This is a genomic window from Streptomyces humicola, assembly GCF_024436035.1.
Lineage (GTDB): Bacteria > Actinomycetota > Actinomycetes > Streptomycetales > Streptomycetaceae > Streptantibioticus_B > Streptantibioticus_B humicola.
This window is the reverse complement of the sequence record NZ_JANFNG010000029.1, coordinates 1-26,871: the sequence shown is the minus strand read 5'-3', so window position 1 is coordinate 26,871 and position 26,871 is coordinate 1. Positions and strand designations below refer to the sequence as shown.

Annotated in this window: 24 protein-coding genes and 2 pseudogenes; 11 read left to right on the top strand and 15 right to left on the bottom strand. The window is 67.7% G+C overall.

Annotated features, from left to right (window positions below; genetic code table 11):
* Window positions 1–20: 20 nt before the first annotated feature.
* From NGB36_RS26690 to NGB36_RS26680, 3 genes are all read left to right on the top strand, one after another.
* Window positions 21–1,139: a hypothetical protein gene (locus NGB36_RS26690; RefSeq protein ID WP_255923085.1), complete on the top strand. Its 1,119-nt coding sequence runs from the start codon at window positions 21–23 to the stop codon at window positions 1,137–1,139.
* Window positions 1,140–1,825: 686 nt separating this feature from the next.
* Window positions 1,826–2,086, top strand: coding sequence for a hypothetical protein (locus tag NGB36_RS26685; protein ID WP_255923084.1), 261 nt, complete (start codon window positions 1,826–1,828; stop codon window positions 2,084–2,086).
* A gap of 578 nt (window positions 2,087–2,664) precedes the next feature.
* A complete protein-coding gene (locus tag NGB36_RS26680; protein WP_255923083.1) occupies window positions 2,665–3,606 on the top strand; it encodes a sigma-70 family RNA polymerase sigma factor in 942 nt (313 codons plus the stop codon).
* 632 nt (window positions 3,607–4,238) lie between these two features.
* Here the strand turns inward: NGB36_RS26680 and NGB36_RS26675 are convergent.
* Both NGB36_RS26675 and NGB36_RS26670 read right to left on the bottom strand, forming a co-directional pair.
* A complete protein-coding gene (locus tag NGB36_RS26675) occupies window positions 4,239–4,814 on the bottom strand; it encodes a flavin reductase family protein (RefSeq protein WP_255923082.1) in 576 nt (191 codons plus the stop codon).
* A gap of 19 nt (window positions 4,815–4,833) precedes the next feature.
* Window positions 4,834–6,057 (bottom strand): styrene monooxygenase/indole monooxygenase family protein, encoded by a 1,224-nt coding sequence (locus NGB36_RS26670; protein WP_255923081.1) that lies wholly within the window; start codon window positions 6,055–6,057, stop codon window positions 4,834–4,836.
* Between the two features lie 351 nt (window positions 6,058–6,408).
* On the opposite strand from NGB36_RS26670, the gene NGB36_RS26665 reads away from it, so the two are divergent.
* On the top strand, window positions 6,409–7,389 hold the full coding sequence (locus tag NGB36_RS26665) for an AraC family transcriptional regulator (RefSeq protein WP_255923080.1): 981 nt from the start codon (window positions 6,409–6,411) through the stop codon (window positions 7,387–7,389).
* A gap of 170 nt (window positions 7,390–7,559) precedes the next feature.
* On the opposite strand, the pseudogene NGB36_RS26660 reads toward NGB36_RS26665, so the two are convergent.
* The 6 genes and pseudogenes from NGB36_RS26660 to NGB36_RS26630 all read right to left on the bottom strand — a co-directional run.
* Window positions 7,560–7,667 (bottom strand): annotated as a pseudogene (locus NGB36_RS26660) (integrase); the annotation flags it as partial.
* Window positions 7,668–7,850: 183 nt separating this feature from the next.
* Window positions 7,851–8,363 carry a hypothetical protein gene (locus NGB36_RS26655; protein WP_255923079.1) on the bottom strand — a complete coding sequence of 171 codons (513 nt, stop codon included), beginning with the start codon at window positions 8,361–8,363 and terminating at the stop codon, window positions 7,851–7,853.
* Window positions 8,364–8,456: 93 nt separating this feature from the next.
* Window positions 8,457–10,286, bottom strand: coding sequence for a putative Ig domain-containing protein (locus NGB36_RS26650; RefSeq protein WP_255923078.1), 1,830 nt, complete (start codon window positions 10,284–10,286; stop codon window positions 8,457–8,459).
* Window positions 10,287–11,134: 848 nt separating this feature from the next.
* Window positions 11,135–11,365, bottom strand: a complete 231-nt coding sequence (locus tag NGB36_RS26640) for a hypothetical protein (RefSeq protein WP_255923126.1) — start codon at window positions 11,363–11,365, stop codon at window positions 11,135–11,137.
* 403 nt (window positions 11,366–11,768) lie between these two features.
* Window positions 11,769–11,993 (bottom strand): ferredoxin, encoded by a 225-nt coding sequence (locus tag NGB36_RS26635; protein ID WP_255922420.1) that lies wholly within the window; start codon window positions 11,991–11,993, stop codon window positions 11,769–11,771.
* A gap of 2 nt (window positions 11,994–11,995) precedes the next feature.
* A complete protein-coding gene (locus tag NGB36_RS26630; protein ID WP_255923077.1) occupies window positions 11,996–13,225 on the bottom strand; it encodes a cytochrome P450 in 1,230 nt (409 codons plus the stop codon).
* A gap of 156 nt (window positions 13,226–13,381) precedes the next feature.
* Between NGB36_RS26630 and NGB36_RS26625 the strand changes: the two genes are divergently transcribed.
* From NGB36_RS26625 to NGB36_RS26615, 3 genes are all read left to right on the top strand, one after another.
* Window positions 13,382–13,987: a TetR/AcrR family transcriptional regulator gene (locus NGB36_RS26625; RefSeq protein ID WP_255923076.1), complete on the top strand. Its 606-nt coding sequence runs from the start codon at window positions 13,382–13,384 to the stop codon at window positions 13,985–13,987.
* Between the two features lie 253 nt (window positions 13,988–14,240).
* On the top strand, window positions 14,241–14,447 hold the full coding sequence (locus NGB36_RS26620) for a hypothetical protein (protein WP_255923075.1): 207 nt from the start codon (window positions 14,241–14,243) through the stop codon (window positions 14,445–14,447).
* A 335-nt stretch (window positions 14,448–14,782) separates the two neighbouring features.
* The gene (locus NGB36_RS26615; protein ID WP_255923074.1) at window positions 14,783–15,352 is read left to right on the top strand and encodes a tyrosine-type recombinase/integrase; all 570 of its coding nucleotides are present in this window, start codon (window positions 14,783–14,785) and stop codon (window positions 15,350–15,352) included.
* A gap of 286 nt (window positions 15,353–15,638) precedes the next feature.
* On the opposite strand, the gene NGB36_RS26610 is transcribed toward NGB36_RS26615, so the two are convergent.
* The 4 genes from NGB36_RS26610 to NGB36_RS26595 form a co-directional block, all read right to left on the bottom strand.
* Entirely contained in the window at window positions 15,639–16,430 is a 792-nt protein-coding gene (locus NGB36_RS26610; protein WP_255923073.1) for an SCO2400 family protein, read from the bottom strand.
* A gap of 882 nt (window positions 16,431–17,312) precedes the next feature.
* On the bottom strand, window positions 17,313–17,729 hold the full coding sequence (locus tag NGB36_RS26605; RefSeq protein ID WP_255923072.1) for a YeeE/YedE thiosulfate transporter family protein: 417 nt from the start codon (window positions 17,727–17,729) through the stop codon (window positions 17,313–17,315).
* Window positions 17,729–18,385, bottom strand: coding sequence for a YeeE/YedE family protein (locus tag NGB36_RS26600; RefSeq protein WP_255923071.1), 657 nt, complete (start codon window positions 18,383–18,385; stop codon window positions 17,729–17,731). Before NGB36_RS26600 ends, NGB36_RS26605 begins: the two co-directional genes overlap by 1 nt.
* A gap of 614 nt (window positions 18,386–18,999) precedes the next feature.
* A complete protein-coding gene (locus NGB36_RS26595; protein ID WP_255923070.1) occupies window positions 19,000–19,185 on the bottom strand; it encodes a hypothetical protein in 186 nt (61 codons plus the stop codon).
* 96 nt (window positions 19,186–19,281) lie between these two features.
* Here NGB36_RS26595 and NGB36_RS26590 point away from each other — a divergent pair, with 96 nt between their 5' ends.
* The gene (locus NGB36_RS26590; protein WP_255923069.1) at window positions 19,282–19,677 is read left to right on the top strand and encodes a hypothetical protein; all 396 of its coding nucleotides are present in this window, start codon (window positions 19,282–19,284) and stop codon (window positions 19,675–19,677) included.
* A 399-nt stretch (window positions 19,678–20,076) separates the two neighbouring features.
* Complete coding sequence (locus NGB36_RS26585) at window positions 20,077–20,916, top strand: sulfurtransferase (protein ID WP_255923068.1); 840 nt, start codon at window positions 20,077–20,079, stop codon at window positions 20,914–20,916.
* Window positions 20,917–21,580: 664 nt separating this feature from the next.
* Here the strand turns inward: NGB36_RS26585 and NGB36_RS26580 are convergent.
* Window positions 21,581–23,059 carry an AAA family ATPase gene (locus tag NGB36_RS26580; protein ID WP_255923066.1) on the bottom strand — a complete coding sequence of 493 codons (1,479 nt, stop codon included), beginning with the start codon at window positions 23,057–23,059 and terminating at the stop codon, window positions 21,581–21,583.
* A gap of 550 nt (window positions 23,060–23,609) precedes the next feature.
* Complete coding sequence (locus NGB36_RS26575) at window positions 23,610–23,816, bottom strand: hypothetical protein (RefSeq protein ID WP_255923065.1); 207 nt, start codon at window positions 23,814–23,816, stop codon at window positions 23,610–23,612.
* 301 nt (window positions 23,817–24,117) lie between these two features.
* Between NGB36_RS26575 and NGB36_RS26570 the strand changes: the two are divergent.
* Window positions 24,118–24,318 (top strand): annotated as a pseudogene (locus tag NGB36_RS26570) (glycerol kinase); the annotation flags it as partial.
* A gap of 219 nt (window positions 24,319–24,537) precedes the next feature.
* Here NGB36_RS26570 and NGB36_RS26565 read toward each other — a convergent pair.
* Entirely contained in the window at window positions 24,538–25,917 is a 1,380-nt protein-coding gene (locus tag NGB36_RS26565; RefSeq protein WP_255923064.1) for a PP2C family protein-serine/threonine phosphatase, read from the bottom strand.
* A 224-nt stretch (window positions 25,918–26,141) separates the two neighbouring features.
* Here NGB36_RS26565 and NGB36_RS26560 point away from each other — a divergent pair.
* A partial coding sequence (locus tag NGB36_RS26560) for a HAMP domain-containing protein (protein WP_255923120.1) occupies window positions 26,142–26,871 on the top strand: 730 nt, incomplete at its 3' end.

Genomic DNA, 26,871 nt, shown 5'->3' with positions numbered 1-26,871 from the left:
CAGTATTAGAGAGGACTCCGATGGGTATGTTCCGCTTCACCTGCAGGACACGGAGCGCGGCTACGGCTGCGCTGGCCGCTGCCGCCCTGGGCGGCGCCGGTGTCGTCGTCGCCGGCCCGGCACAGGCGCTCTCCGGTGCCACCTCCTCGCAGGCCGCCGCGGCTCAAAGCCACGCCTACCGGCACGGCGCCGTCCCCCTGCGCGCTGCCGTGCAAAAGTCCCTGGCCCTGCTGCCCGGTTCCCTCAACAACCTGCAATACGGCGGGGGTGCGGGCAGCCCGAGCATCGGCGTCACCACCGGCGCCCCCAAGGTCTACCTGGTCTTCTGGGGATCACAATGGGGCAGCTCGGGCACCAACTCCAGCGGCTACACCACCTTGTCGGGTGACGCCGTCGGCATGGCGCCGCGTCTGCAGGCCTTCCTCAAGGGACTGGGCACCGGGAACGAGACCTGGTCCGGCGTCATGACCCAGTACTGCCAGGGTGTATCTACCGGGACACAGACCTGTCCGAGCACCGCGCCACACGTGGGCTACCCGACCGGCGGCGCACTCGCCGGAGTGTGGGTGGACACCTCCTCGGCCGCGCCGAGCAGCGCCACAGGAAACCAGATCGGCGCGGAAGCGGTGAAGGCCTCCGGCCACTTCGGCAACACCACCGCCGCGGCCAACCGCAACAACCAGTACGTCGTCGTCTCGCCCACTGGAACCCACCCGGACGGCTTCAACACCCCCACCGGCCAGTTCTGCGCCTGGCACGACTACACCGGCGACTCGTCCATGTCCGGCGGCGCGGTCAGCTCGCCATACGGGCAGTTGGCGTTCACCAACCTGCCCTACGTCACTGACGCCGGCAGCAGCTGCGGCCAGGGCTTCGTGAACAACCCCGGCACCCTGGACGGCGTGACCATCGTTGAGGGGCACGAATACGCCGAGACCCTCACCGACCAGAACCCGGCCGGCGGCTGGACCGACCTCACTGGCCAGGAGAACGGCGACAAATGCGCCTGGATCTCCAGCGGTCAGGGAGCGGCGCAGAACATCACGCTGACTACCGGCACATTCCCGGTACAGTCGACCTGGGCCAACGACTACAACAACGGCTCCGGCGGCTGTGAGGTCTCCCACCCGGTGATGTGACCGCCGCCGCGGCTCGGTGCGACCGCGGCCTGTCCGGCACCCCGTTTGGGAACCGGACGGGCCGCTCTCGAGGCCGCAGGACCGCGGTGCGGCACCTGCTCGACGTTGAGGATGTCCCGCGCCGCGCGATCTGTTGCCCATTGGTCTATGCGGTGAGGGCGAGTTCGAGAGGAGCGAGGTGGCTGTGCGGGTGCGGTCGAGAGGTCGGCTCTGCCACCAGGTGTGGAGTCTGATCCGGTTGAGTGCGACGGCGGAGTAGACGTTGTCCGCCCCTGTTGCCCATTTCGATGGGGGTGCGGTTCGGCTGGAGTGACTGCGGGAGGCCCGGTCATCAGCGCAGATGTACCTTGCGCTGCTTGAGCTCTGCGACGAGAAGGGCTCCTTCCCGATACGTTCGGGGTGTCGAGGCCAGAACGTGGAAGACAGGAGCCCTCGGTGCAAGCCTACGAGGTTCCCACGCCAGAAGGTGCGTTTGACCGATCTCGGATCCGGTTCGAGGCGATCGTCTCGGGGCTGAACGATCCGCTGATGCGTGCCACCACCCACGCCGGGCTGGAGGAACGGCTCTGGGGGTGCCGATAGATCACCGCCCAGGTCACCGCCTTGATCTGCGATCTCTGATACGACCGCCGACCGCCTCTTTGTCTTCACGTGGACAGGAGTTGACGGCATCATGATCGGTCATATTGCTGCGCCCCGCCTACCTCGCCGCGACCAACACCTTCGCCCTCCTGAGCCTGCTCCCGATGAGCGACCGGAACAAAGACATCGAGATCCTGTCGCTTCGCCACCAACTGCTGGCCGCGCAACGCCAGGTCGGCAAGCCCACGTTCACCGGCACCGACCGCGCAATGCTCACCGGCCTTGCGCCTGCCGATAACCTCGTCCAACCAGGTCAGCGCACCGATAGACGGCAGCAGCGATCGCTCCGGCGAGATTGGAATTGAACGCGTTCAAGTCTCGAGCTGCGGCATGTTGAACGTGCTCAATTCCCGGTGTGATTGAGCGCATCGCCGACCAGTCATCAGCCCGCTGAGCAGCTCGGATGAATTATCGGCATTCGCAAGGTTCGAGCCCTTCCCTCGTTGTACAACTCATGGGCACCGGGGAGGACTGCGGTGGAGCGCGCGGCTCGGGACCCGGTGGATGTAGGTTCGAATCCTGTTCTGGTGCCCAGGGGAACCGTCGGACGCCCCAGGTGTCCTGCGGTCTTGTGTGTCTGCGGAGTGGGCGGCGTTCTGCGGCCGGGTGAGTTGCAGCCCAGCGGTGGCGCCCGCGTCGCCGCAGGGCGCGACTTGGGTCGTTCCGTCCCCCTCCCCAGCATGCCTACTCGGCGGTAATGTCCTTCCCGTCAGTGCTCTCGTATCAGCTCGGAGGTACGTCGTCTCGTCCGTCGGTCAGACGGGGCGGTGCGCCAGGAACGGGCGATACGGGGGTATGTGAGTCGGCAGGGAGGGCGATGGTCGAGATGCGTTCTGCGCGTGCGAATCCGGTTGACGATCGGGGGAGCGAACGGTGGCAGCGCGTGTGGAGCCACCGCGAGGACCTGCTGAAGGTGGCGAGGCGGCGTTCGGCCAGCTTTGAGGACGCCGAAGACGCCGTGCACGAGGCGATGCTGCGCGCGGCCGAGCACCCCAACGTGGACGACGAGCGGCTGGGTGCATGGCTCACCACGGTCACCATGCGGCTGTGCGTCGACCGGCACCGCCAGGTACGGCGTGACGACGCGGTGCATAGTCGGTCGGTGCTCGCTCCCTCGGGTCCGGTGCCCGTCGATGAGGTCGTCTGTGACCGGGCCGAGGCGAAGTGGCTCGCGGAACGCAGCATGGAGCTGCCTGCCCGTCAGGCCAAGGCGTTGCGGCTGCAGTCGGAGGGGCGGGACGTCGGCCAGATCGCGCGGGAGATGGGGCTCAGTTACGAGGCGGTCGAATCGCTGTTGGCCAGGGCGCGGCGGGCGCTGCGCAGGTCGCTCGCCGGGACCATGGCCGCGGCCGCGTGGCTGTGGGGGCGCGGAAAGGTCGGGGCCGGCGGGGGCGCACCGGCGGCGGCCACGGCCTCCGCGGCGACGGTCGTCGTCCTCGTGCTGGTCGCCTCGCACTCCCATCACGAGGCGGCACAACTGCCGGCGCCACAGTCCTCGTCCTCGTACAGCACCGCCGCACCGCACCACGGCGGGGGCCGCCCTGCTGCCCCCGGTCACGTCGGTGCCACGGCGGCGGGGACGACGACACCTGCGAGAGTCCGGCAACCGATGCCCGCCGCGCCGGAGGTGGTGCGACTGCCGCTGCCGACGCTCCCCTCGCAGCCCCTTGACGCGGTGCCACGGGTCCCGACGGCGCCGCGGGTCTCTACGGTCCCGTTTGTGCCGTCGGCGCCCTCGTTCCCGGCGGTCCCGCATCCGCCTGCCCCTTCCGGGCATGGCGCCGTGTCGTCGGTGGTCCGCGGCGTGCCAGTACCGCGCGGCTGAGGCCGCCTGGTCCGGTGACTCCACCCGGGGGTCGCTGACGTGCCTTGGCGTCGCCGAAAAATTCTTGAGATCCCGGCGACGGACGAGACCTCCGTCCCCGTAGAGCACATGACGGACGTGCTCTGCGGGAAGGGGTGGTCAGCCGGTGGTTCCCGACGTGATGAATGCCGAGGGCACTCCTGTCGGCGCCGTTTCCGCGCGTGCCCGGCGCACCGGCGCGGTCGCAGCTGCCGCCGTGCGCGGCCGGCGCGCGGGGGCGGCCGTCGCCGCCGGGTGTGCGGTCCTCATCTACTCCTTCCGGCCCGTACGCCCGGTTCGCCTCCGCCGTCGCAGGTGCAGCGGTGGCGGTTCATCGGGTGGCAGCATTGCGGGTGCCGATAAATCATCCGGCAAGGTCACGTCCTTGACTCTGGCCCCGCCGCGACGGGGAGGTCCGGGCGGCCTCGGCGGCCCACAGGGTTGATGCCGTGTTTGCGCACGGGAAAGACCAGCGCGGGCCGCTCGCTGCGGTTGATTGCGGTCCGCGAAGGCCTGCAGGCGCCGAGGTCGGGCTCGTACGTATCGCTGAAGGCGTCAGCCGCTCGATTGCCCGCTTGGGGTCGCCAAGGGGGCCGCGCGCCGTCCTACCGCCGTCACAGGTCGGGGTGTCGTGTGGTCATGTGGTAGGAGCCGGAGTGGAAGACCAGTGGTTCGCCTCCGGGCGCCTCGTACTGCTCCACCTCACCGAGCACGATCACGTGGTCGCCGGCGTCGATGTGCTGCACTGTGCGGCACTGGAACCGGGCGACGGCGCCGTCCAGCAGGGGCGTTCCGGCGGTGCCTACGGTGACCGGCGCGCGGGCGAACTTGTCTGTGGCCGGGGTGGCGAACTGTCGGGAGAGGTGGTGCTGGTCGGCGGCGAGGACGTTGATCGCGAAGTGCGAGGCGGCGGTGAAGTGCGGCAGGCTGGGGGCGTTCTTGCTCAGGCACCACAGGACGATGGGTGGGTTGAGGGAGACCGAGGCGAAGGAGTTCGCGGTCATCCCGACCGGGCGGCCATCGGTGGTGCGCGCCGTGACCACCGTGACGCCGGTAGCGTACTGGCCGAGCGCGCGCCGAAAGTCCCGCCGCTCGAAGGGGGTATGCCGCTTGCGGCGGCTTCCTGCGGTGAAGCGTTCGGCGAGTCGGACACCGAAATGGCGCGCCCCGGTCCGGACAAGGAGTCTCATGGCGGGGGGCCTTTCGCGCTCAGGTGGTCACCGCGGCGAGGTACGCCTCAGCGCTCGCAGGGTCCATGAACCAGTGGAAGAAGTCGCGCGGGTCGTCGAAGCCGTTGGTGAATCGGTGTGCGATGCGCGAATGGCCGCCGGCCGCACCCAGGAGCTGAAGAACGTGCGGCGGCGGGGGCGCCAATAGGGCGTTGGTCCAGGCCGAGACGTACTGTGCGTAGTCCCAGTACCGCTCGAACGTCTCCTGCATGAAGGCCTGGTCGAAGGGTCGGTCCCCGTGCTCCAGGATGCTGGCGACGTACGAGGCTGCGCACTTGCTCGCATTGTTGGAACCCTGGCCGGTGATCGGGTCGTTGAGTACGACCACGTCGGCGGCGCCGAGCACGAGCGCGCCTGAGGGCAGCGCTGCGACGGCCTTGCGCACGGTGGGTGCGAAGCGGCCGGCGAGAACTCCTCCTGCGTCGGTGAGCTGGATGTCCTTGCAGCGCTCGGCTTCCCAGGGCAGGTGGTCCGCGAGGATCCGCAGGGAGCGCTCCAGGTGTTGCTCGGGTGTGATGTCGTCGTCCCAGCAGTCCATCGGGCCGCCCGGGACGCCTTCGAAGACCATGATGTCGCAGGGGCCGGTGGTGGTGAGGGCGGGGAAAGTGAAGTACTCACCCACACCCGGGACGAGGTTGAAGTCGACGGCGGAATGCTCCGGCCGCGGGGTCATCCCCGTGACGTAGGTGAGGGCCAGGGCGCGCTGGGGGCTGTCGTAGACCGATCGTCGTGCGTCGCGCTCGAAGAGTCCCGCGATCTCGCCCTTGCCCGCCGCGACGATCACCAGGTCCGATTCGCGGGCGTACACCTCCAGGTCGCCGACCGTTGCCTTGTGCAGCACGATCGTGCCACCACGCCGCTGGAACTCCTCCATCCAGACCGGCATCTTGACCCGCTGGTCGACCGAGCGCCCCACGGCGTCCAGGCGCGAGGCCCAGTCGATCGCCTTGCCGCCACTGCCGTCCGGCACGGTGAAGCCGATGCCTTCGACCACCGGGCACGTCACCTCCCAGAAGTTGAGGTTCAGCGTCCGTTCGTGGGCCAGAGCCGTGCCGAACATGCACTGGCTGGACATGACCTTGCCGTCGTGAATCTGCTGCCCCGTGCGATCGGACACCACCGTCACGTCATATCCCGCGCCGAGCAGGCCGATACCGATCTGCAGGCCGGCCTGGCCTGCTCCGATGATGGTGATCTTGCGCATGGTTGGACGGCCTCCGGTCGTTGAGTACAGGGACAATTGAGGGATCGCGTGTACGGTTCGCGCCGGGTCGGCAGCATAACCGCAGCCGTCGACGGCTCAGTCGGCGCTGGTCACCAAGGCCGCGTAGTCGTAGCGGCCAAGGGCCACGGCGAGGGCGCCGCCTGCGTTTCGCCGCCCCGACTGCGGGTGTCGGTGGGGTCAATCACGTGGGACAACTTGCCTGTCGAACCCTGCATGTTGTCTCCTTGGATCAACGGAACGTGAGGAGAACATAGGTCCGGCGGCACAGCCTCGCTATCCGCGTGACGCGGTTCCCTGTCCGGATCGCGCAGACCGCTGCTGGAGGTGGATGTGCCCGCTCGAGCGCTGCCGCTCGCAGGTCACGAGCGTTTCCATACGCACGATCTCGATGAGGCCCGCACCGAGGTCGGGGATGCCTTCTGTCCGCACGAACTGCATCTGGTGGAACGCGGGGCGCAGCTCGATGCCCGACTACATGCGGCGGCCCTGGAGCGGACCGGCCTGTACTACCTCGACTATGGGGCCGAGGTTCGCATCAACCCCGGGGAACTGGAAAGCTTCTTCCTCGTCCAGATACCGCTGGCCGGTGCCGCCGATATCGCCTGCGGGCGCGAGCGCATCGTATCCACACCCGAGCTTGCCTCCGTACCAGCGCCGACCGAGCATCTGTCCATGCACTGGGCAGCGGGAAACCCGCAGCTCATCGTATGGATCGACCGCTTCGCCCTCGAAGCCCATCTGGGCCAGCTGCTGGCTCGTCAGCCCAGCAGGCCGATCACCTTCTCGCTCGGCATGGATCTGACCCTGCCCGCCTCCCGTTCCTGGCTGGGGATCGTCAACCTGCTCCGGCAGGAGGCGGACAACGGCGGCGGGATGCTGAGCCAACCGCCGGCCGTCCGGCAGTTCGAAGGGTTGCTAATGACGCAGCTGCTGCTGGCGCACCCGAGCAACTACACCGCAGCGCTTCTCGGAGAGCAGCCTCGGATTGCCCCGCTCGCTGTCCGACAGGCCATGGAACTCATCGAGGCACACGCCGCCGAACCACTCACCGTGGAGGACATCGCCGAGGCGGTGGGGGTGAGCGTGCGCGCGCTCCAGGAGGGCTTCCGGCGCCATGTCGATACGACACCGCTGCGTTATCTGCGCGATGTGCGCCTGGCGCGGGTGCGGGCCGACCTGTCCGCCTCCGACCCGGGCAGCACAACCATCACCGATATCGCGTGCCGCTGGGGCTTCTTCCACGCCGGCCGGTTCTCCATCGCCTACCGAGAGCGCTTCGGCGAGTCCCCGTCGCAGACACTTCGCCGCTGACTTTCACGCCCGCACCCCAGATCAGGCCGCACGCGCCCGACTTGGGCTCTCAACGGTGCCCCTGCCGAAACCATCATCCACCGAGGTCAGGCTGCCTCATGTTGTTGGGCGGGTTGATCCAGCGGCTCGTAGGGCGGAGGGAACAAACGGTGATCGTCAGGGCGGCCAGGTTCGCGGTGGATTTGCCGGTAGCCCCAGTTGGGGTTCTCCCGGGCCAGGCGCAGGACAAGGTCTTGGATGCTGCGGACGGTGGGCGGTCGGCCCGGCCGGTTCGGGCGAGGGCCGGAGAGTGGCGATCAAGGCCGCGACCTGGACGGATGATTTATCGGCACCCGCAGGACTCTGTCGCCCGATTCGGCGCACCTGCAGAAACCCGCCGACCGACGCGGACAAGATCGCAGGAAGGCGCAGGTCGCGGTGACTGACCCCGAATCGGGCGACAGAGTCCCGCAGGGTCGGCTTCATCCGCTGACGCTCAATGTGACGTCGTAGCTGCCTTGGCCCGGTGAGCACCGCATCGCCTCGCCGCAGGAGCTCCGGGAGGCGGTGACATGCGCGATGCCAGGCCGCCGCGCCGTGAAGTGTGCTGAGGATACGCCGCAGCCGCCCCCGGGCGGGCAGGTCCCGTTGTGGCTGCTACCGCCCTTGGCGTCGGGCGAGAGTACCCGCGGGTCGGAGCTGGCGGGGGTTGACCAGTAGGCGCTGTGCAGCCGGACAACAACGGCCTCGCCGATGCGAACCTGCACGGTGGTTGCATCGGCGTGCTCGTCGAGGGCGATCAGGCCGGGCGTCGCCGTACCCGGCGCCGATTCCGTGGCTGTCGCTGTGCTCCCTGTCGTCGCCGGTGACCGGGGGCTCGGCGAGTGGAGGCCGGCGGCCGCTGAGCAGGCACTGATGCTGCCGGTGACCAGGGAAATGGTGAGCAGGAGGTCGAAGGCGGGCGGGGTATGCCTACGGACTGATCGAGGAAGCATGGCTTCTCCTGTAAGCCGGAGTACTCCCCTCTCGTGCGGCTGTGGGGGCCGACCCGTCCGGGCCGCCCCCACAGCTCTGCAAGTGAGATGACGTCAGGAGAGGTTCAGAGAGGTGTCGTCGATGACGAACGAGGTCTGCAGGCTGGAGTCCTCGGTGCCGGTGAACTTCAAGGTCACCGTCTGCCCGGCGTAGCTGGACAGGTTGAAGGACTTGAGCACATAGCCGCTCGCCGCGTTGAGGTTGGAGTAGGTGGTCAGGGTGGTGCTGCCGACCTGGACGGTCAGCTTGTCGTAGGCCGTGGTCTTGGTGGTCTCAGCGGTGTCGATGTGCAGGTAGAAGGAGAAGCTCGCGCTGCACCCGGCCGGGATGGTGACCGACTGGGAGAGCGTGTCCGTGTGCGTGGTGCCGTAGCCGTCGAGCCACGCATCCCAGTTGCCGGAATGGGGCGGCTCGCTGCTGGAATTGTTGATCACACCGCTGGTGGCTGTCCACGGGGACGCCGTGCCTGTCTCGAAGCCGGGGTTGCCGAGCTTCTGCCCTGCGCTGGCGCAGCCGCTGGTGCTGGTGACGGTCCAACTGAACGAGGTACTGCCGGATGCTCCTGTGCTGTCCTTGGCGGTGACGCTGACGGAGGAGGTGCCGGCCGTTGTCGGCGTGCCGCTGATCAGACCGCTGGAGGAGATGCTCAGCCCGGCCGGCAGCCCGGTCGCGGTGTAGGTGAGGGTCTGGCCCGAGGCCGAGTCGGAGCCCGACATCTGCAGGGAAACGGCAGTGCCGACCGCGGTGCTCTGGTTGCCAGGGTTGTTCACACTGACCGTGTTACCCGTGCTGCCGCCACCCACGATCGGGTGCGAGATGGCGCACGCGTTGGTGTCGTTCGACCAGCTGGCCTGCTCCGCGAACGTGCCGGTGCCCATGGTCACGTTCGCAGCTCCGCCCGCGGTACCCGGCGAGATCCAGGCGCACTCGTCGGAGTTCTCCTGGCCCTGGTAGGAACTTCCGGTGTTGTTGGTCCAACCGCCGGCCGGGAACTGGTCCGACATCATCTCATGCCACTCGTGGCCCAGCGTCATGGTCCAGCCGTCAAGGGTGCCAGGTGAGTTGAGGAAACCGACACCGCAGCCGGCGCCCGAGTCCATGTTGTACGGCTGGTTGCTGAACGCGAGGTCCCCATAGGGTGAGTTCACCGCACCACCGGTCAGGGAGCTGTCTCCGGTGTAGTCGTGCCAGGCGCAGTACTGGCCCTGGTAGTTGTCCGGGTTGGTGCCGGTGGGTGAGAGGATCACGTAGTACGTGTGCCGGTTCGACGCCGCCGTGGTGTTGCCGAAGTGCGCGGCCGCGTTGACCGCCTCCTGGCCGAGCTGGTTGCCACTCGCGGCGCTCGGCGACGGGGCGGAGTTGTCGTACCAGACACCGGACAGGACACCGCCGCTCTGATAGGGAACGAAGCTGGCGTTCGACGGGCAGCTGGTCGCACCGGCCGACACGTTCGGGCCGTCGCACCACTGGGTCAGGTCGGCGGACCACAGTTCGTTGCCGGTGCCGATGCCCTTGAACATCTCCTGGGCGACGGATGCGGCGCCGTCCGGGTCGCCCGAGAAGGTGGCGTCGCCGTTGCTGTTGGTGCTCTGCGTGCCCCACTGGCTTCCGTAGAAGACCAGGTAGACCTGGGCGTGGCCGTCGTTGACACCGACGCCGTTGGTGCCGCCGCCGTAGGACAGCGTCTCCGGCCCGGTCGCGACATTCGGGGACGCCTGGTCGGACGCCCAGGCCTTCATCTTGGCGTTCTGCTGGATGGTCGGCAGCACGCCGTGCCGGTACGCGTGATGATACGCGGGGCTGTAGGGGTTGGTGACCGCGCTGCCGTGCGTAACGGCCGGTGCGGCTGCTGCCTGGGAGGCGGCGCCGAGAGCCCCCGCCATGAGTGTGGTGACGGAGACGGCCGCTGCGGCGGCCCTTCTGAATCTTCGCCGGGGTGTGGTGAGAGATGGGGTGTGCAACGGGCGGCCCTCCTGGGCGATTGGCGGGCAGCTCTCGGCCTGCCTTCATGGGGAGCCGAGGGGCGTGCCGCGCTGGGTGGGGGAGAACTCACGCACGTGCTGTCGCCTGCTCAGCCGGGCCAGCCACCGGCATGGGAAGGGCGCTTGGGCTGCGGGCTGTCAGGGGCATGACATAGTTGCCACCACCGAGAGTGGTGTCCGGTGTCCAGAAGATAGCGGCGTGCTCGCCACGCCACAAGAGAAGCGGCACTCCTTCCCGTGCGCATTCCGAGCAGTGATCGAGCAGCGGACGCCCGCCCGCTGCGCTTTCGTCCATCTCGCGGCGAAGCTCCGCACCTCGCAGTCGAGATGGGGAGCTGTTCGATCACAGCTGTGGCCGGAACTCTCAGCTGACGTTGATGGCCGTGTCGTCGATGACGAACGAGGTCTGCAACTCGTAGTCCTCGCTGCCCGTGAATCTCATCGTCACGTTCTGACCGGGCATAGTCCGACAGATCGAAGGTGTGATGGGCATACCCGGTGATGTGGTCAAGGTTCGAGTAGGTGGCCAGCGTGCCGAGCTCCGCGCCGGAGCTGTTCAGGATCTGCACACTCAGGGTGTCGTAGACCGAGGTGGTGCTGGTTTCGGCCGTGTCGATGTGCAGCCAGAAGCTCAACTTGTAGCCGGAGCAACCGCTCGGGATGGTGATGGCCTGGGAGAGGGTGTCGGTGTCCGTGGTTCCGTAGCCGTCAGGCCAGGCGTCCCACGATCCGCTGTGCGGCGGCTGCGCTCATCGACCGGACACATCCACCGCGATGCCGACCCGAAGCGGCGGTGTGGGCATCTGGCGGCGCCGGGTGCGAATCCACGGCAGGGCGGTCGGGGTGGCAGCCGCTACGGAGGCTCTGCCGGTGACGGGGGATCCGAGGGAAGTGGTGGTGGAGATCCGGGGGCCGGCCGAGGGCGTGGCCGCGGTGCGCACCTGGATCGTGTCGCGTGCAGGGATGGTTGAGCGGGGCATCGTTGAGTATCGGACGGTGGATGACCCAGACCGGCGAGGTCAGGCGGTATGCCGCATGGTCGTGGTGCCACCCGAGTGACGGCCAGGCCGTCGAGAAAGGGCGGCCTGCACCTTTTTGGCCGTGGCGACCCTGCACGATGCCGCCCGCCATCGGCGGGCCGTTGTTGGTACACGTACACCGCAGAACTCGAGGCGCCGAGCCAGCACCCAGGATCAGGGGTGGTTCCCACTCCGGCTCTCGCGTGAACGTGTCGTTCGTGCATGGCGAACCGCCGGCCTTGCCGGTGGCCCGGATGAGGGGTGCCCTGAGTGTTGTCCGCCACCGCGGTGTCGTCGGCCTGGGTGTTTCAAGCCAAGGTTGACGGTTGGGGGCACGCTTAGGGAGCTCAGGGTCTCGGAGCACTCAGGGGCGAGGGCCGATCACCTTCTCTGCGTCCCTGACCGTGATCGCTCCGGCCGGGCAGGAGTCGGCCGCGTCCAAGACCGTCCCGCCCACCTTACCCGGATCGATCTCGCCATGCACCGGCCGGGCATGCTCACCGGCGAGGACGAACAGCTCAGGGGCCATCCCGGCGCACATCCCGGAGGCCATGCACCGCCTGCCGTCGACCTCCACCTGCCAGGCCATCGTCACCACCCCACCGGAAGCGAGCGCGGACCGCGCACCAGCATCTGTGTCTTCCACACGACATCTCCGGCCAGGTGCAGTCCGGGCAGCCGCAGCCGCAACGCCCGCAGAGCTTCCTGGAGTTCCACGCGTGCCAGCGGCGCGCCCAGGCAGTGATGGACACCATGACCGAAGCCGAGGTGCTGATTGCCCTGGCGCTCGATGTCCAACCGCTCCGGGGCCTCGAAACGCAGCGCATCCCGGTTCGCCGCACCCACCGCTACCAGGACCGGCTCCCCAGCGCGCACCACGGTGCCGCCGACCTCGATGTCCTCCGTGGCGTACCGCGGGAAGCCCGCCCCGCTGCCCAGCGGTACGAAGCGCAGCAACTCCTCAACGGCGCCCGGGATCAAGGACGGGTCATCACGCAGCCGGACAAGCTGGTCGGGGTGGGCAAGGAGGGTGAGCACAAAGTTAGGGATCTGGGTCGCCGTCGTCTCGTGGCCAGCGACGAGAATGCCCACACAAAGGTCGACCAACTCGAGTTCGGTGAGGCGGCCGTCGTCGCAATCCCGCGCATCGATCAGCCCGGTCATCAGGTCATCCTGCGGGCTGCGCCGGTGCTCGTCGATCAACTGCCGCATATATGCACGCAGCGCCTCACGGCTTGCCTCGAACTCCTCGGCCGTCAGCGAACTCGTCGACAGCGCCGCATCGCTCCACACCCGAAAGCGCGGCCGGTCCCGCTCTGGCACACCGAGCAGACGGCAGATCACGGCGACGGGAAGCGGAAGCGCGAACCGGTCCACCAGGTCAGCGGGGGGCCCGGCGGCCATCAGCTCGTCGATCAGTGCGCAGGCCAGATCCCGGATTCCGGGGCGCAGCTTCTCCACCTGGTGAACAGTGAAGCCCTTCGCCACCAGGGTGCGCAGCCGGGTGTGGTCGGGCGGGTCCATGCTCAGGATGCCGTTGGTGCGCCGCGCTTCGGACTGGCGCGGCTCGTCGTGCTCCGCACCTGCGGCCCGGCTGAACCTACGGTCACCGAGGACGAGACGCGCGTCCGCATACCGGGTGACCAGCCAGGCGGGCTCGCCATAGGCCAGTCGCACCCGCAGCAGGCCGTGCTGGTCGCGGGCCTGCTCGTAGGCATCGGAGAGGGCTAGACCAGCCGCTTCGTTGAACGGATAGGGCATGGGTTCGCAGGCCGGTCGGGGCGCCGCCGAGGGCTCCCCTGCTTCTGCTTGTAAGCGCATGCTTACAACGGTAGACGCAGCCCGCGGGACGGTCAACGGGAAGTTCCGCCAACCGGGTCGCAGGCCCCAGGCGCGGAGTGCGGGACGCCGGCGCGCAGGCGCGGCGGCTCGCGCACGGTTATCCTTCGGGTTTTCCGGCGGGCAGAAGGGCGCGAGATGGGCGAGGACCGCCAGGGGCGGCGGCGGGACGCCGAGGCCACCAGGCAAGCGCTGCTCGACGCGGCAGCGGCGCTGTTCACCGAACGCGGCTACGACCGCACCACCGTACGCGCCATCGCCGCCCGCGCAGGGGTCAACCAGGCACTGCTCTTCCGCTACTTCGGCTCAAAACGAGCACTCTTCGGCGAGGTGGTCGAACGCAGCGGCCATCGGCAGCTGCTGACTACGCAACCCGAACGGCTGCTGGAGATGGCGCTACGCGGCATGCTGCCCGCCGGCGCCGACAGCAGTGGCCACCAGGCACTGGAGGCGTTTCTGCGCTCGACCGGCAGCAGCGATGAGATCGATGCCGCGGGCCGTCTCCTCGGCAACGAGTACGCCCGGGTGCTGGAGTCACTCAGCGATGCGCCCGATGCGCCGCTGCGGGCCGACCTGGTCCTGGCATGGCTACTCGGGGTCGGTCTGATGCGGGTCGTCGTCCGCAAGGCACCGCTCGCCGACGCCGACCCCGACTCCATCTGCGCCCTCGTCCTACCTGCCGCCCGCACACTCCTTGAGGGGATCGCCACGTCTGACGGCAAGACGTGCCGTCAGGCACAGTAGGAGATCCCAGCGGGTGGGTTACCCGCGGACGAAAGCATCGTCGGATGGACCGGCGCCCAAGAGTCGTGCGCCGCCCAGTGCCCCAGCACCGTCCCCCGCTTGACGACACCCTCGCGGGGCTCCTGGCCGAAGCCCGCGGTCGATCCGTCGGGCAGCAGACCGAGCGCCCGTGACGTCACCCAGCCGAGATCCGGACGACCGGCGAGGACCACCAGATCGGGAGGCGCCCGGGGCGAGCATGCCGTCACCGTCAATGCAGCCAGGTAACCGGCCGCTGCTGCTCGCCGGCGCTCGACAGGAACCGTGCCACGCCCCATGCGTGCACCGCGATCCGCGCAAGCAGTGGCCGCCACACGCGAAGAAGCTGTTCGACCACCTGGCCGCGCTCTACGGCGAGGATGACCCGCTGCCGACCGTGGCGGCTGGCTGGGTCGCGCACCAGCGCTCGGCCAACACGTAGAAGGCATACGTGCGGGGCTTGAAGGTCTAGGAGTACGCCCGGGAGCACGGGGTGCGCCCGCTGCGAGTGACGTTCATGATCGCCGATACTTTCGCCGAGTACCTGACCACCGCGCCCACCTGGGTGCGGGTCAAGGGAGGTGCGCGTGGCGAGATGGCGCAGACCAGCGGACCGTACTCGGACGCGTCGAGGGCGAACATCCTGTCGTCGGCGTCGTCGTTCTTCGACTACGTCGACAAGGTCAGCGACGAGGCGGTGAAGAACCCGTTCGGTGCGGTCCTGCGCCCGGTGATCGATCCGGACTACTCGGCGACCGAGGGCTTACCGAGGAGCAGATGGCACTGCTGCTGCGCACCGCCCGGGACCACCACCAGCCAGCCGCCTACTGGCCGCGGGCGTACGCGCTGCTGCTCGTGCTGTACGCGCTCTGCCTGTGCGTTGACTCATTGCTCGCCGCAGGGGTTGATGACCTCGGCTACGAAAAGGGCCACCGTGACCTCGACGTCCGTCTCAAGGGCGGCGCCCGCAAGCCCAAGCCGGTCCCGCCGTACGTGTACTACGCGCTGATCGTCTGCCTCAACGGCCGCACCGAGGGGTTCTTGTTCTGCACCGCCTCCGGCCGACAGTTGGACACGCCAGCGGTGTGGCGACTGATCCGCTCGGTGGCGAAACGCGCTGGGCTGCCCCAGGTCGACTCGATCCATCCGCACGTGATGAAACACGGGGCGATCACCCACGCGCTGGGGCGGCCCATCGCGCGGATCGACAAGATCCAGCAGTGGGCCGACCATAGGACTCCCGGACCACGCAGCGGTACAACCGCCGCAAGGAGCCTGCTCGATGACAGCCCCGGATACGACCTCGCCGCATCCATTGCCGGGGCTATCGATTCGGTGATCGACTGACTGCCGACGACACGAAGAGGAGGCCGCGCGTGCGATCTCGCCGGTGAAGCCGAGTTCCGCCAGGGCGTCACGCGTCTTGTCGCTGGCCTCGCGCCCGGCCTTCTTCGCGCTCTGGCGTACTTCGCGTGGGGTGTCGCCGCATTCTTGCACGAGCCGGGGGTAGATCGGTTCGGCGGTGGTCACCTCGATCCCCCTTTTCTCAGCCTCGGCAGCTTGCCCGTCTCGCTGCGAGTGTGTGGACAGAGTCTGCGTCGGGGGTGCGGTTTCTCCCGCGGGAAGGCGACGGTTAGCCGACGCAGACCCCGAGCAGGCAGACCTGTACCGGCGATGCCGTGCTCGGTGTGGGGCGCGCGGTGGATGCGGCTGTTCCGGAAGGTGCGGCCGGCGCCGTCGTCGTCGGCGTGGACGCAGGCCTGGTGGCGGAGCTGGGTGTGGACGCCTGCGGCGCCGAGTTGGTGTGGGTGACGTCGGACTGGTAGGCCGCGGTGGTATGGGGCGTGCTTGCGGGCATCGGGTACGCAGTGGCGGCGGTCAGCTGCGTCGCTGTCCCGGTCGGGGTCGGTGCCTGCGCGGGCACATGCGTCTGCGGTCCTGCCTGCGCTGCCGGGGCCGCAGCAGGCCGCGGCGGGGCCTGCTCTGCCGTTGACGTAGGTGTCGGGCTGGTGACCTGCGTCGGGGCTGCGACCGGGTTCACCGTCTGCGGCTCGGCGACCGCGTTGACGTGACCGGCGGACGAACTCCCCGGCAGCGTGGCAATGGTCGCACCGCCGCCGACGAGCGCGACCGCGGTCGCGGCAGCGGCCCGACGCCGGTACTTCTTCAGGCGCGCCAGACGCTTACGCCGCGCCGCACGCCCTCCCGCCGCTGGCGCGACGGGAGCGGGGGCCGGACCGCCTGCCGGGTACGGCTCCGCCGCCTGCGAAATCTCCGTCGTGCGGTAGACCTCAGGAAGCGCCACCATCGCCGCCGAGCTGGGGAGCTGCTGCGTGGGCGGGGCGATATCCGGGGCGTATGCGCCGCACCCGGGGCACATCAGCGCCCCATTGAGGTATCGACGGCACGAGGAGCAGTAATCCATCAGCGAAGTCCAGATTCTCACGCGAGATTGGGCAGTCCGCCACGCTACTCGTCAAGAGTTAGCCGGTACATGACGAACGTCACAGCCGCTGTCACCAGGTCGAAGCGCACCAAGATCCGGAGCGCCGGCCCTTCCCAGACCCCAGCACCTTCCTCCGCTGCTTGCCGGCAATCAGGCCCACAGGATCTTGAGTTCGGCGAGCCGGTCTTCTCCGACATCGCGGAGGAACCCGATCGGGAGGCCCGCATGAGGGCGATGCGTCCTTGTAGGCACGGTGCTCTTGCACTACCAGCAGCAGGCCCTGGACGTGGTAACCATTGGTCGAGGACCTGCACTGTTGTGGCGGGAAGGGGCCTCCGGCTCTCAAACGGTTCGACCGAACCATTTTCCCTAAAAGCCTCAAACGCGGCCATCGTTCTTCGGCGGGGTCACGGAGCAGGAGGTCCTGCGGCTAACTTCTTGGCTGGTGGAGGTGCCGGGGTAGCCTTCTTGGCTGGCTTGGCTGGCTTGGCTGGCGGAGGTGCTGATGCTGGTTGGGCCTTCTTGGCTGCGGGTTTCGGGTTGTGGTCCGTGGCGGGCTGCGCCGTGGTTTCGGCAGGTGCGGTGGTAGCGGTGACGACAACCGTCTTGTCCGGTGCGAGTGTCGGCGGGGCGGTGCTCGGTTGCGGCGCACGGGTGCCCGTGCTGCCAAGCGCCGTGGACAGGCCGAGTGCTGCTGCTGTCACGGCGACCATGAAACTGGACACCCATGTCCAACCAGCAGCTACCTTGTGCCCGACGCCACGCCGAGATGGTGATCAACAGCAACCGCCGACCGGCACACCCGCCCGGAAGGTCGTCAAATCGCCCTTAAGTTAAGGGCAGTTCGACGGGCGCTCGTGGTTACAGCCCGCACGAGCCCCTGTCGAGTTGGAAGTACCGGGCGTTGGCCCAACGGCACAGCCGCATACCGACAACGACGCCCGCGATGGTGACCACGGCGGGCAAGTACCCGCTTGCGACCTGGACGATGGGGATTGCCGGGCATCCACCCGAGATCGCCCAGCCGGTACCGAACAACGCCGCGCCGGGGATCACACCGGCGTGGATGCGCCCTGGTGTGCGACGGACCCGCAGCAGAGCGAACACGCACACGATGATCACGACGGCGCCGGCGAAGGCGAGCAGCATGCGCAGGTCCTGGAAGGTGAACATGCGGTTCAGTTCGGCGTAGTCGCCGAAGCCGATGTTGGCGACGGTGTAGCCGAGGGCCAATCCGGTGATGATGTTGGCCAGCAGAACTGCGCCACGGGTACGCATCAGATCACCTTCCACAACAGGAACGACACCGCGACGGCAGTGCCGAAGAACACGGTGGTCGCGACGATGCTTACCGGGCTTAGCCGACCGCAACCGCTGAGCCCATGGCCAGAGCTGCATCCGCCGGCCAGTCGAGTGCCGAAGCCGACCAGTACGCCTCCCGCGAACAACAGGGCGATCATAGCGAGCGGATTGGCGGTGACCACATTCCGAAAGCCCGGGCCCATATCGAAACGGAGCTGGAATCGCCCGGAAGTGACCGCAGCGATCCATCCACCGAGGAAGATCGACACCAGCAGGGCGGCCTGGGTGACTACCGGGACCGGGCGCAGGCTCGCGGCCGAGGGGCTGACACCCGCCGTCGGCTCGACGTCCGGCTCCAGCGGCTGGGTCTCTCCATGCGGAATCTGCGGTGAGGTTGGCCCCCCGGGGCTGGTTCCGAAGTGCTCGGCGGTGGCTGCGGCGAGTGCCTCGGCGAGCGCATACTCGTCGGTGAACTCCTCCTCCAACCGCTCGAGACGGCGTTCGCTGCGCCAGTGCACCACACGATCCCACGCCGACGACACCCCGAAAGATCGATCGGTGGCGAGGGTGTAGGCGATGGTGACCAGAGCGAGCCCGATAGCGCCCGCCCACCAGGGCCAGTAGGTACTCATTTGGGACCTTTCATCCAATCGACGAGCCGAGCCCGCCAACCGCCCTCCGAGCTGCGCGCTTGCCGCGTGCGTAGGGTGTGTGGGTCTGGCCGCTGGGGAATCTGACTGGGCGACGGCTGGTGATGCCCGGCCGGAGCCGGCGGGGCCTGCCCAGGTGCCTGTGTTGGGTTGGTCACACCGGATCGTTCCGACTCGGCTTCGTATTTGAGGTATCGCGCGTGGTGTCCGTTGGGCAGCAGGCTGATCGGCACGCGCCCGCCGGTATGTGACACCTTGTAGCGCGCACACTCGCGCCACCGATCCTCGCTGTCGCAGTAGTAGTCCCGCCAACCCTGAAGACTCGACCTGAGGAAGGGGAAAAGGGGACATGTTACGGCGTGCGAGCAACCCATGCTGCTCCCTTCTGACCGGGGCACATCCCATCCGGGGCAGGGTCGCCGGTCTCGGTTCTTGTCCTTCGCCCGGTTGACCCTCTCAAAGCTCGGAGGAGGTAAGCAAGCGTATGTTACTACCTGTCAACGCACCAATGCGCGACGCAATCATTTCAGACGTCCCGCCAGGACAGGTGAGCCCCGGGCCACAGGAGAAGTGAGAGCGGAAGCCGGGTCGGCCTGCTACCCGTCGGCCGTGGCCCGCATCTTCGGGGCGAATTCGGCATCACTACGCAGGACGCTGGGGACTTCGGCATCGAGGCGGGCCTGCCCGTGGTCCTCGCCGCACGGGCACAGACTCCAGCCGCTGTTCTCGATCCGGTCGGCGACGTGCTCGATAAACTGGGCGGCTTCGTCCAGAATGCCCACGGCAATGTCCGCGGTGTTGCTGTCGGGTCGGCCCCGATCACCAGGCCGAGCTCGAAGATGCGATCGAGGGCGTGCTACACGGTGCGGGAGTCGCCATTGTTCGCGGCGTACTTGGCGGCCTGGGACACGGCCATCAGCGGGCGTGAGCAGACCCAGCGCGGCACGCAGACCGTGCGCTCGTCGACGCGGACCGGCCGTACGCTGTGGACGGTCTGCGCGCCCTCGGCGGACCCGTCGCCGGCCGCGGCGATCCGGTTGCCCGTCCTGCTCGAACCCGAACTGGACCTTGGCGATGAGCTCGGTGAGCTGGTCAACGTCAGGGCCAGGCGCGGCGAAGATTGGACTGGAGGCGAGCATCTCACTGATATTCGCCGTGCTCTTGCCCCGGGCGAGCTGGACCGCGATCCGCGCGACCAACACGGAGCCGATGAGCCCCGGTTCGCCGTAGTCGTTGCGCAGTTGGTCCTTGCCAAGCACCGGGACATCCTTTAGGTGCCAAAGCAGCCCTTCTTGGATCTCGGGGAACCACTCTTTACGCTGTGCTGCGAGCGTCGCGGCTCGATGTCTGTCCGGCAGGCAGCCGTCGACAGCGTTGACCCTCTTTGCCTTCTAGGCAAGAAACTTGCCTAGAAGGCACATGTTGGCTTCAATCGGTGCACGAACTTTGACGCCGGGGATTCTGTCTCCAAGGCGCCTCGCCGTCGATTTCGGCCACGCACTGTTCGAAGTCCTGTCAACCGCGTACCAGTCCGTCTCGAAACAGGGCGGCGCAGCCGTCGCCCCAATGCTGTTCGACTCGCCCGCGCCTACGGCACGACCGGCATGTATCAGCAGGCAATCAGCAATTCCACAGATCCGCGCCCGGCGCGGGCTTTCGGAGGGATATTCATCATGAGCCGTTCAGAGGTGCTCGTCGACGCTGACTGGGTCCAGGCACACCTGGATGATCCCAAGGTCGTCGTGGTCGAGGTCGACGAGGACAGCGCGGCCTACGACAAGAACCACATTGCCGGCGCGGTGCGGATCGACTGGCGCAATGATCTGCAAGACCCCGTTCGCCGCGACTTTGTCGACCAGGCCGGCTTCGAGGCACTGCTGTCCGAGAAGGGCATCGCCAACGACGACACAGTCGTTCTCTACGGCGGCAACAACAATTGGTTCGCCGCGTTCGCCTACTGGTACTTCAAGCTCTACGGTCACCAGGACGTGAAGCTGCTCGACGGCGGCCGCAAGAAGTGGGAACTGGACGGCCGCGCGCTGGTCACGGCGAAGGTCGTCCGGCCCACTACCCGGTACGTCGCCTCCGAGCCCGACAAGGCCATCCGCGCCCTGCGTGATGATGTCCTGGCCGCGATCGGGACCCGGAACCTGGTCGACGTACGCTCCCCGGAAGAGTTCTCCGGAGCCCTCCTCGCCCCGGCGCACCTGCCGCAGGAAGCGGCCATGCAACGTGGCCACGTCACCACCGCGGTCAACGTCCCATGGTCCAAGGCCGCCAACGACGATGGAACCTTCAAGTCTGACGAGGAACTCGCCGCACTCTACGCCGGTGCCGGCGTCGACACTGAGCGGGAGACCATCGTGTACTGCCGCATCGGCGAGCGCAGCGCGCATACCTGGTTCGTCCTGCACGAGCTCCTCGGTCACGAGAGCGTGAAGAACTACGACGGCTCCTGGGCAGAGTACGGCTCAATGGTGGGCGTACCGATCACCCTGCCCATCGCCGCCTGACCGCACGCGCGGTTCCGATCGCGTGGCGCCCGCCGGGCCGGAACACACACTCGTCCGACCGCTTACTGCGCTCGCCGAGCGGAGAGCAAAGGAACATCGCAAAGGTGACTGCCGACGAGCTCCCCGACTACGTTGAACGCCTGGTACGGCGTTTCGACAGCGCACGCAGAGACAGGGAGACCTTCTCCCAGTGGGTTGCTCGTGCAAATGAGGATGATCTGCGGTAGGTGCGAAAGTTGCAGGCACCTCGCCGGAAAACGCCGAGTGACGCGCCTTCCTCCGACAGGATGGCAACAGCACGCCGCGCTCCGGACGCCTGTGCTGGTCGAAAACTCGGCCTTCGGGCGTGACCAGGGATTTTATGCGGTGCGCTGGTACTCGTTGGTAAGGCCGGAGAGGACGGCTCGGCGATCTCGCGCCGCAGCGCGAGTATCTCCGCGTCCTTGGACGCCGAGGACCGGGCCAACAAAGCCAGCCAGGACAGCACGGTGACGAATAGTCGGTAGGCCAGGGAGACAAGCACGGGCACGGATCATGTCGAGGCAGAAGACGCAGGTCAAGCCGGGTGGCCGAGTTTTCGACCAGCGCTGGCAGGCGAGTGTCCGCGAATCACCGGCCTTCGACCGCCGTCGAGCACCCTCCTACACGCCACGGAAGGCGGCGCTCAGTCTCCGGTGTAGAGGCGGTCCAGGTCGACGAGCTGGACTGTGGGATCACGATGGGCGAGGTCGCGCAGGTCATCGGTGAAGCCGGCACCGCTGAAGCACAGCAGCCGGGTCCGCTCGGCGTGCACACCGCCCCGGGCGCGCAGCAGGGTGCGGATGCGGTCGAGGCGTTGCAGGTGGCCTAGGCCCATCGTCTCGTTCCACTTGGCTTCGCCGATGGCGAGCAGGACCTCGCGGCCGTCCTCGTCACGGCCGAAGGTGGCTAGGTCGACTTCATGGCTGGTCTTGGCGGCCGGGTCCGGGACGGTGCCGGATTCCACGCGGGTGCGTTGCCCACCGAGGGTGTCGGGGCTGGCGTACCAACGGGTCCAGGTGCGGCAGACCTGTTCGAAGTGGGGCCCGATGATCTTGCTGCGGAAAGTAGCCTGCGAGCGTTCCCAAACGGCGAGTGCCTGGCCGGGACGCTCCAGGTCACTCCACTCCGGGCGCATCAGCGCGTGATAGAAGGTCAAGATCGGCTCGGCGATACGGTAGGCAGAGCGTTTGCCGTGGAAGGCATCCGGCTCGCGAACAATCATGCCGGTGTCCTCCAGCACTGTCAGCGCGTGGCTGAGGTCCGTGGACTTTCGCTCCAGAAAGCCGGCGATGCCGCCGCGAGTGTGGTTGCCCTGAGCGATGGCCGCGAGCACCCCGTGGTAGAGGGCGGTGTCCCGCAAGTCGGGCTCCTCAGCCAGAAGGAAGCGGCCCTCACGGAACAGCGGGCGCCCCGGGTTGAGGACGTTGCGAAGGACCCACGGGCCGAAGTCGTCCAGGCTGGCTGGAGTGTCGCCGAGGACGAACTCACGCCGGTAGGCGGGGGTGCCGCCAACCACGGAGTTGACCAGCAGCGCCAGCTGCGGATCGTCAGTCAGATCCCAGAAGCGGGCGGCCAGGCGAAAGTCCAGGGTCGGCACCACCAGTTCCAGGCTGGCGCGGCCGCGCAATGGGGCAGTGCCGGCGAGCAGGTTCCCCATGAACGACAGGGCCGATCCGCACAGTAGCAGGCGCACCGGCCCGCTCTCGTGCCGAGCCTGCGGCCCCAGGGCTCGCTGCAGCAGCGAGGGCAGCTCCGGCGAAGTCTTCGCTAGGAAGGGGAACTCGTCCAGCACCACTACCAGTGGCGCACCGCCAGGTGCCGTCAAGCCCATCAGTTCGGAGACCGCCTCCTCCCAGTGCGCGAATCGATAGGGCGTCCGGCGCCCCTCGAACCGCGCCAGTGCCGCCCCGAACTGGCGCAGCGACTCTGCCTCGGTCGCCTCGCTCGCCGCGAAGAAGAAACCTCCCTCCGCTCGGCACAGCCCGTCCAGCAGGAACGTCTTGCCCTGACGTCGCCGACCCGAGACCACCCCAAGCGTCGCCTCCGCCCCCGCATAGGAGGCGAACCGCACCAGCTCCCCCCACTCAAAGTCCCGGTCGAACATCCCCGTCGGCTTGCCCACCACACACCTCCACCAAGTACACCGACAATGATTAGCAAACCTATTATACATACACTCATCATTAGGGCGATCCGGTCAGTGCGCGAAGCGGCGCTGCGGGCACTCCCCCACTGGATCCGACTGCCGCAGAAGATCACTGATCACGCCAGACCGGATGATTTTTCGGCACCCGCGGCCAGGACGATGGAGCGTACGGGTACGGGTCCGCGGTTCTGTTGCTGAGCTGGACCGTTCCTCTGCGGGAGCGGTCTCGACCCGAGGATGATCGAGTCCATGCGGTGGTCATGGATCTATCTCGTGGCGCGCAGGTCGCTGGAGCTGACGGGCCTTGCGGGTGCCGATAAATCATCCGGCCTGGTCAAGCGGCACATTCGTACTCGTATAGCGTCCCGCCGAGTCGCTCGCGGCAACAGACCTGCAGGTTCCCGGTCTCCTCTGCTTCGGTGATCGGTCCGGGTAGTGGTCGGAGCGGGGCGGCTTGATTCAGGGCTCGGTGGGGCCGGTGCCCGTTGTGGAAGTCTGCGGGTGCCGATTAAGGGCTCGTGGAGAATCAACACGCTGATTTGATCTTCGTTTGGTGGGGGTTGGGCGTTACCGGTACGAGGAAGGCGATCACGTCTGCGGGGGTGTGGAAGCGGGCTGTTGAGGCGGTGATGTGGTGGCCGTGCTGCTCCAGCAGGGGTCGGACTTCGCCGACCGCTTTCGTGATCGTTTCAAACTCGGCACCCAAGAACTCCTCGGCCAACAGGTAGAGCACTGTGGCCAGGATCCGGTCCGACGTGGAGAGCTTGGGTTTGGCTCCCGCTCCGGGGGCTCGGAGGCGCTCGCCGCCGCGCTGTTGGTGCCGGAACCTCTCGCGTGCTTCCGCAAGTGCTGGTGTCAGCTCTGCTATAAGGGTCTCCAGTTGGGGGGCGGCCCTCGATGCGTTGAGCTGCGAGCCCGCAGGATCAACACGGGCGTGGCCGCCTGCGGCTGCCGGGGTCGATGGACCCTCTGGCCGGCGGAGCAGCCAGAGGGCCGGCATCACTTTCTTTACCTTCGGTCGCGCCGACAACACGACCGTCTCTCTCGGAGCCGCCTACGCGGCTGGGCTGGCCACCGGATACTGACCGGACCTGGAAGGCCTCCGTCGCAACTGGCACCGGGCCACCCAATGGCCGCCAAGGACGGACCCGCAGCGACGAGAGGAGGAGTACGACAACTGGCAACGCGCTGTGCGGCGAACATTCGGATGGGTCGAAGGCCAGAAGTGTTCTTAAGCACAATGGCCCGCCGGCGGCTTTCGCCACGCGGTAGCGCTCGGCGACGAAGGCGCAGTGAATGCGGCGACGCCAGGTAGCAATTTCCGTCGAAGTCCGGGCCCGTCCGGAGCGCACCGAGCCGTCGTCTCAACACATCCATGTAGTCGACAGCGTGCTCCGCAGAGCACTGCTTTGCTGCGCTCCCTTCGTCCAGCGTCATCCGGCGAACCGCCGCGGCTATGGTGCCTCGTCCTTCCTCTCCTCTTTGTCCTCCTGCTGTCCCTCCTGTTCTTTCCCCTCGGGTGCTGTACCGCCCCTCGGTCCAGGGACTTGTCCGAAAATCGGGGTCGCTTCGATCACCAGCACGGCGAGATCGTCATCGAGCGGTTCCGGATCGAAGTCGTGGACCGCACAGCGAACGCGCTCCGCCACGGCCTTGGCTCCAAGTCCTGAGCATTCCCGCAGAAGTTGGCAGAGCCCGTCGTCATCGTCCAATTGCCTCGAGCCGCTGCGGCGTTCGGTTACGCCATCGGTTACGCAGAGCAGGATTTCGCCCGGTGCGAGTCGGGTGGTGTTGGAGTGAAATTCTGTGTCCTTGTCAATTCCGAGCAGCATTTGAGGGTCGGCTACGGGGGCGGCCGATCCGTCACCGCTCAGTCGCAGCGGCAGTGGGTGGCCGGCGCTGGCCAGCGTGCACTCGACGCAGCCGGTGGCGTCGTCGGTCTCCAACTCCCCATAGACAAGGCTGAGAAAGCGTGGCCGCGCCGCGTCGCCGTAGGCGGCGACCGCCTCCGCGTTCTCCTCTGCGATGGCGAAGTTCAGCAGGCCGAGCACCGACTCGACGCCGTGGCCCTCGCGTGCGAGCAGACGCACCAGATGGCGGGCGAGTCCCGTCATCGCCATGGCCTCCGGATCGCTGCCGCATACGTCGCCCAGCAGGAAGCACCAGCGGTGGTCCGCTACCCGGAACAGGTCGTAGAAGTCACCGCCGACGGTCAGCCCCGGACCGTGCGGTTCGTAGACGATGGCGGTGTCGACGCCGGGGACGGCGGCGACAAATCTGGGGAGCTGCCGGCGCTGGAGCGCCTGGGTGATGGTGGTCTGCCGGGTGTACTTGCGGGCCGTGACCACCGCCTGGGCGACACGCCTGGCCACGTCCTGCGCGAGGCGCACCGCGCCCTCGGTCATCTGCTGCGACCCGGCGTGGCCGAGCAGCAGCACCCCGTGACACCGTTCGCCGGTGACAAGGGGGAAGGCGATCGCTGAGCCGCCGGTGCCCGTGGAGTCGGCGCTCTCGGGCCACGGCCACGGGATACCGGCGGTGCCGAGTCCGGCAGGCGGCGCATCGCGCTCCAGCACCGCGGTGAGCACGCCGATGCGCCGCTCGTCCGCGTGCCACACGCTGGCCAGCCGCAGTGCGCCGGCTTCGGTGCTGAGCCATACGGCGCACCAGTCGCCGAGTGTGGGAACCAAGAGCTGACCGGCGAGGGCGGCGACCAGGTTTTCGTCGAGCTGGCCGGCGAGGAGCTCGCTCGCCTCGGCAAGAAAAGACGCCCCCGAGCGGTCGACCCAGTCGGGATTGTCGCCGCGGTGAGAACGAGAAGGCAGCGGCGCCATGGGCCACTCCTTGGCTTCCGGCGGTCAGCCGCCCAGGGTTAACCTACCTATACAGAGCATCATATCAACTTATTATTGGAATTGGGCTACTCATGGCAATCGACCCTGCGGAACGCGAATCCGTTTCCCCTGTGGCCCAACCGGGAGATTTTCCCGATCGCCCGGACGCACCGAGCCCGGCAGTGGACGGATGGGTACGCGCCAACGATCTGCGGCCGCTGCTCATGGCCATGAATTCACTGCGTGACGGAGATTTCACCGTACGCATGGAGGACGTACCGGAAGGTGTCACCGCCGAGCTGGCCGGGGTCTTCCAGCAGATCGTCGCGCGCAATGCGCACCTCGCCGCCGAGTTCCAGCGGGTGCGCGCCGATGTCGTACGGCAGGGCCGGCTGGACGAACGGATCACGTCGAGTCCGGGGCAGGGGGCGTGGACGACCACTGTCGATGCGGCCAATACGCTGCTCGACGCGCTGGTCGTGCCGGTTGCCAACGCGACCCGTGTCCTGGACGCGGTCGCGGCGGGCGATCTGACGCAGCGGGTCGACATGCGCGACGGCAGTCGGCAGCTCCGTGGCGATCTGAGGCGACTGGGCCGCGGGGTGAACCGGATGGTGGATGAACTCGCCCTGTTCACCGGCGAGTTGACCCGGATCGCCCGAGAGGTGGGCACCGAGGGACGCCTCGGTGGACGGGCCAAGCTGCAGGGTTTGTCAGGTGATTGGCGTTCCGTCACTGAGGCCGTCAACACGATGGCGGCTCGATTGACGGCGCAGGTGCGCGATATCGCGGTGGTCACTACGGCGGTGGCGCGCGGTGATCTGACCCAGCAGGTGACGGTGGAGGCGACCGGTGAGCTGCTGGAGCTGAAGCTCACCGTGAACACGATGGTGGAGCAACTGTCGGCGTTCGCCGACGAAGTCACGCGCGTCGCCCGCGAAGTCGGCACCGAAG

Bases quoted from the DNA above. Each gene is read 5' to 3' on its own strand.
- NGB36_RS26690 (WP_255923085.1), top strand. From the start codon at position 21: ATGGGTATGTTCCGCTTCACCTGCAGGACACGGAGCGCGGCTACGGCT.
- NGB36_RS26675 (WP_255923082.1), bottom strand. From the start codon at position 4,814: ATGAGACTCCTTGTCCGGACCGGGGCGCGCCATTTCGGTGTCCGACTC.
- NGB36_RS26670 (WP_255923081.1), bottom strand. From the start codon at position 6,057: ATGCGCAAGATCACCATCATCGGAGCAGGCCAGGCCGGCCTGCAGATC.
- NGB36_RS26655 (WP_255923079.1), bottom strand. From the start codon at position 8,363: ATGCTTCCTCGATCAGTCCGTAGGCATACCCCGCCCGCCTTCGACCTC.
- NGB36_RS26650 (WP_255923078.1), bottom strand. From the start codon at position 10,286: ATGGCGGGGGCTCTCGGCGCCGCCTCCCAGGCAGCAGCCGCACCGGCC.
- NGB36_RS26640 (WP_255923126.1), bottom strand. From the start codon at position 11,365: ATGCCCCGCTCAACCATCCCTGCACGCGACACGATCCAGGTGCGCACC.
- NGB36_RS26635 (WP_255922420.1), bottom strand. From the start codon at position 11,993: ATGGCCTGGCAGGTGGAGGTCGACGGCAGGCGGTGCATGGCCTCCGGG.
- NGB36_RS26630 (WP_255923077.1), bottom strand. From the start codon at position 13,225: ATGCGCTTACAAGCAGAAGCAGGGGAGCCCTCGGCGGCGCCCCGACCG.
- NGB36_RS26625 (WP_255923076.1), top strand. From the start codon at position 13,382: ATGGGCGAGGACCGCCAGGGGCGGCGGCGGGACGCCGAGGCCACCAGG.
- NGB36_RS26620 (WP_255923075.1), top strand. From the start codon at position 14,241: ATGCAGCCAGGTAACCGGCCGCTGCTGCTCGCCGGCGCTCGACAGGAA.
- NGB36_RS26615 (WP_255923074.1), top strand. From the start codon at position 14,783: ATGGCACTGCTGCTGCGCACCGCCCGGGACCACCACCAGCCAGCCGCC.
- NGB36_RS26610 (WP_255923073.1), bottom strand. From the start codon at position 16,430: ATGGATTACTGCTCCTCGTGCCGTCGATACCTCAATGGGGCGCTGATG.
- NGB36_RS26605 (WP_255923072.1), bottom strand. From the start codon at position 17,729: ATGCGTACCCGTGGCGCAGTTCTGCTGGCCAACATCATCACCGGATTG.
- NGB36_RS26600 (WP_255923071.1), bottom strand. From the start codon at position 18,385: ATGAGTACCTACTGGCCCTGGTGGGCGGGCGCTATCGGGCTCGCTCTG.
- NGB36_RS26585 (WP_255923068.1), top strand. From the start codon at position 20,077: ATGAGCCGTTCAGAGGTGCTCGTCGACGCTGACTGGGTCCAGGCACAC.
- NGB36_RS26565 (WP_255923064.1), bottom strand. From the start codon at position 25,917: ATGGCGCCGCTGCCTTCTCGTTCTCACCGCGGCGACAATCCCGACTGG.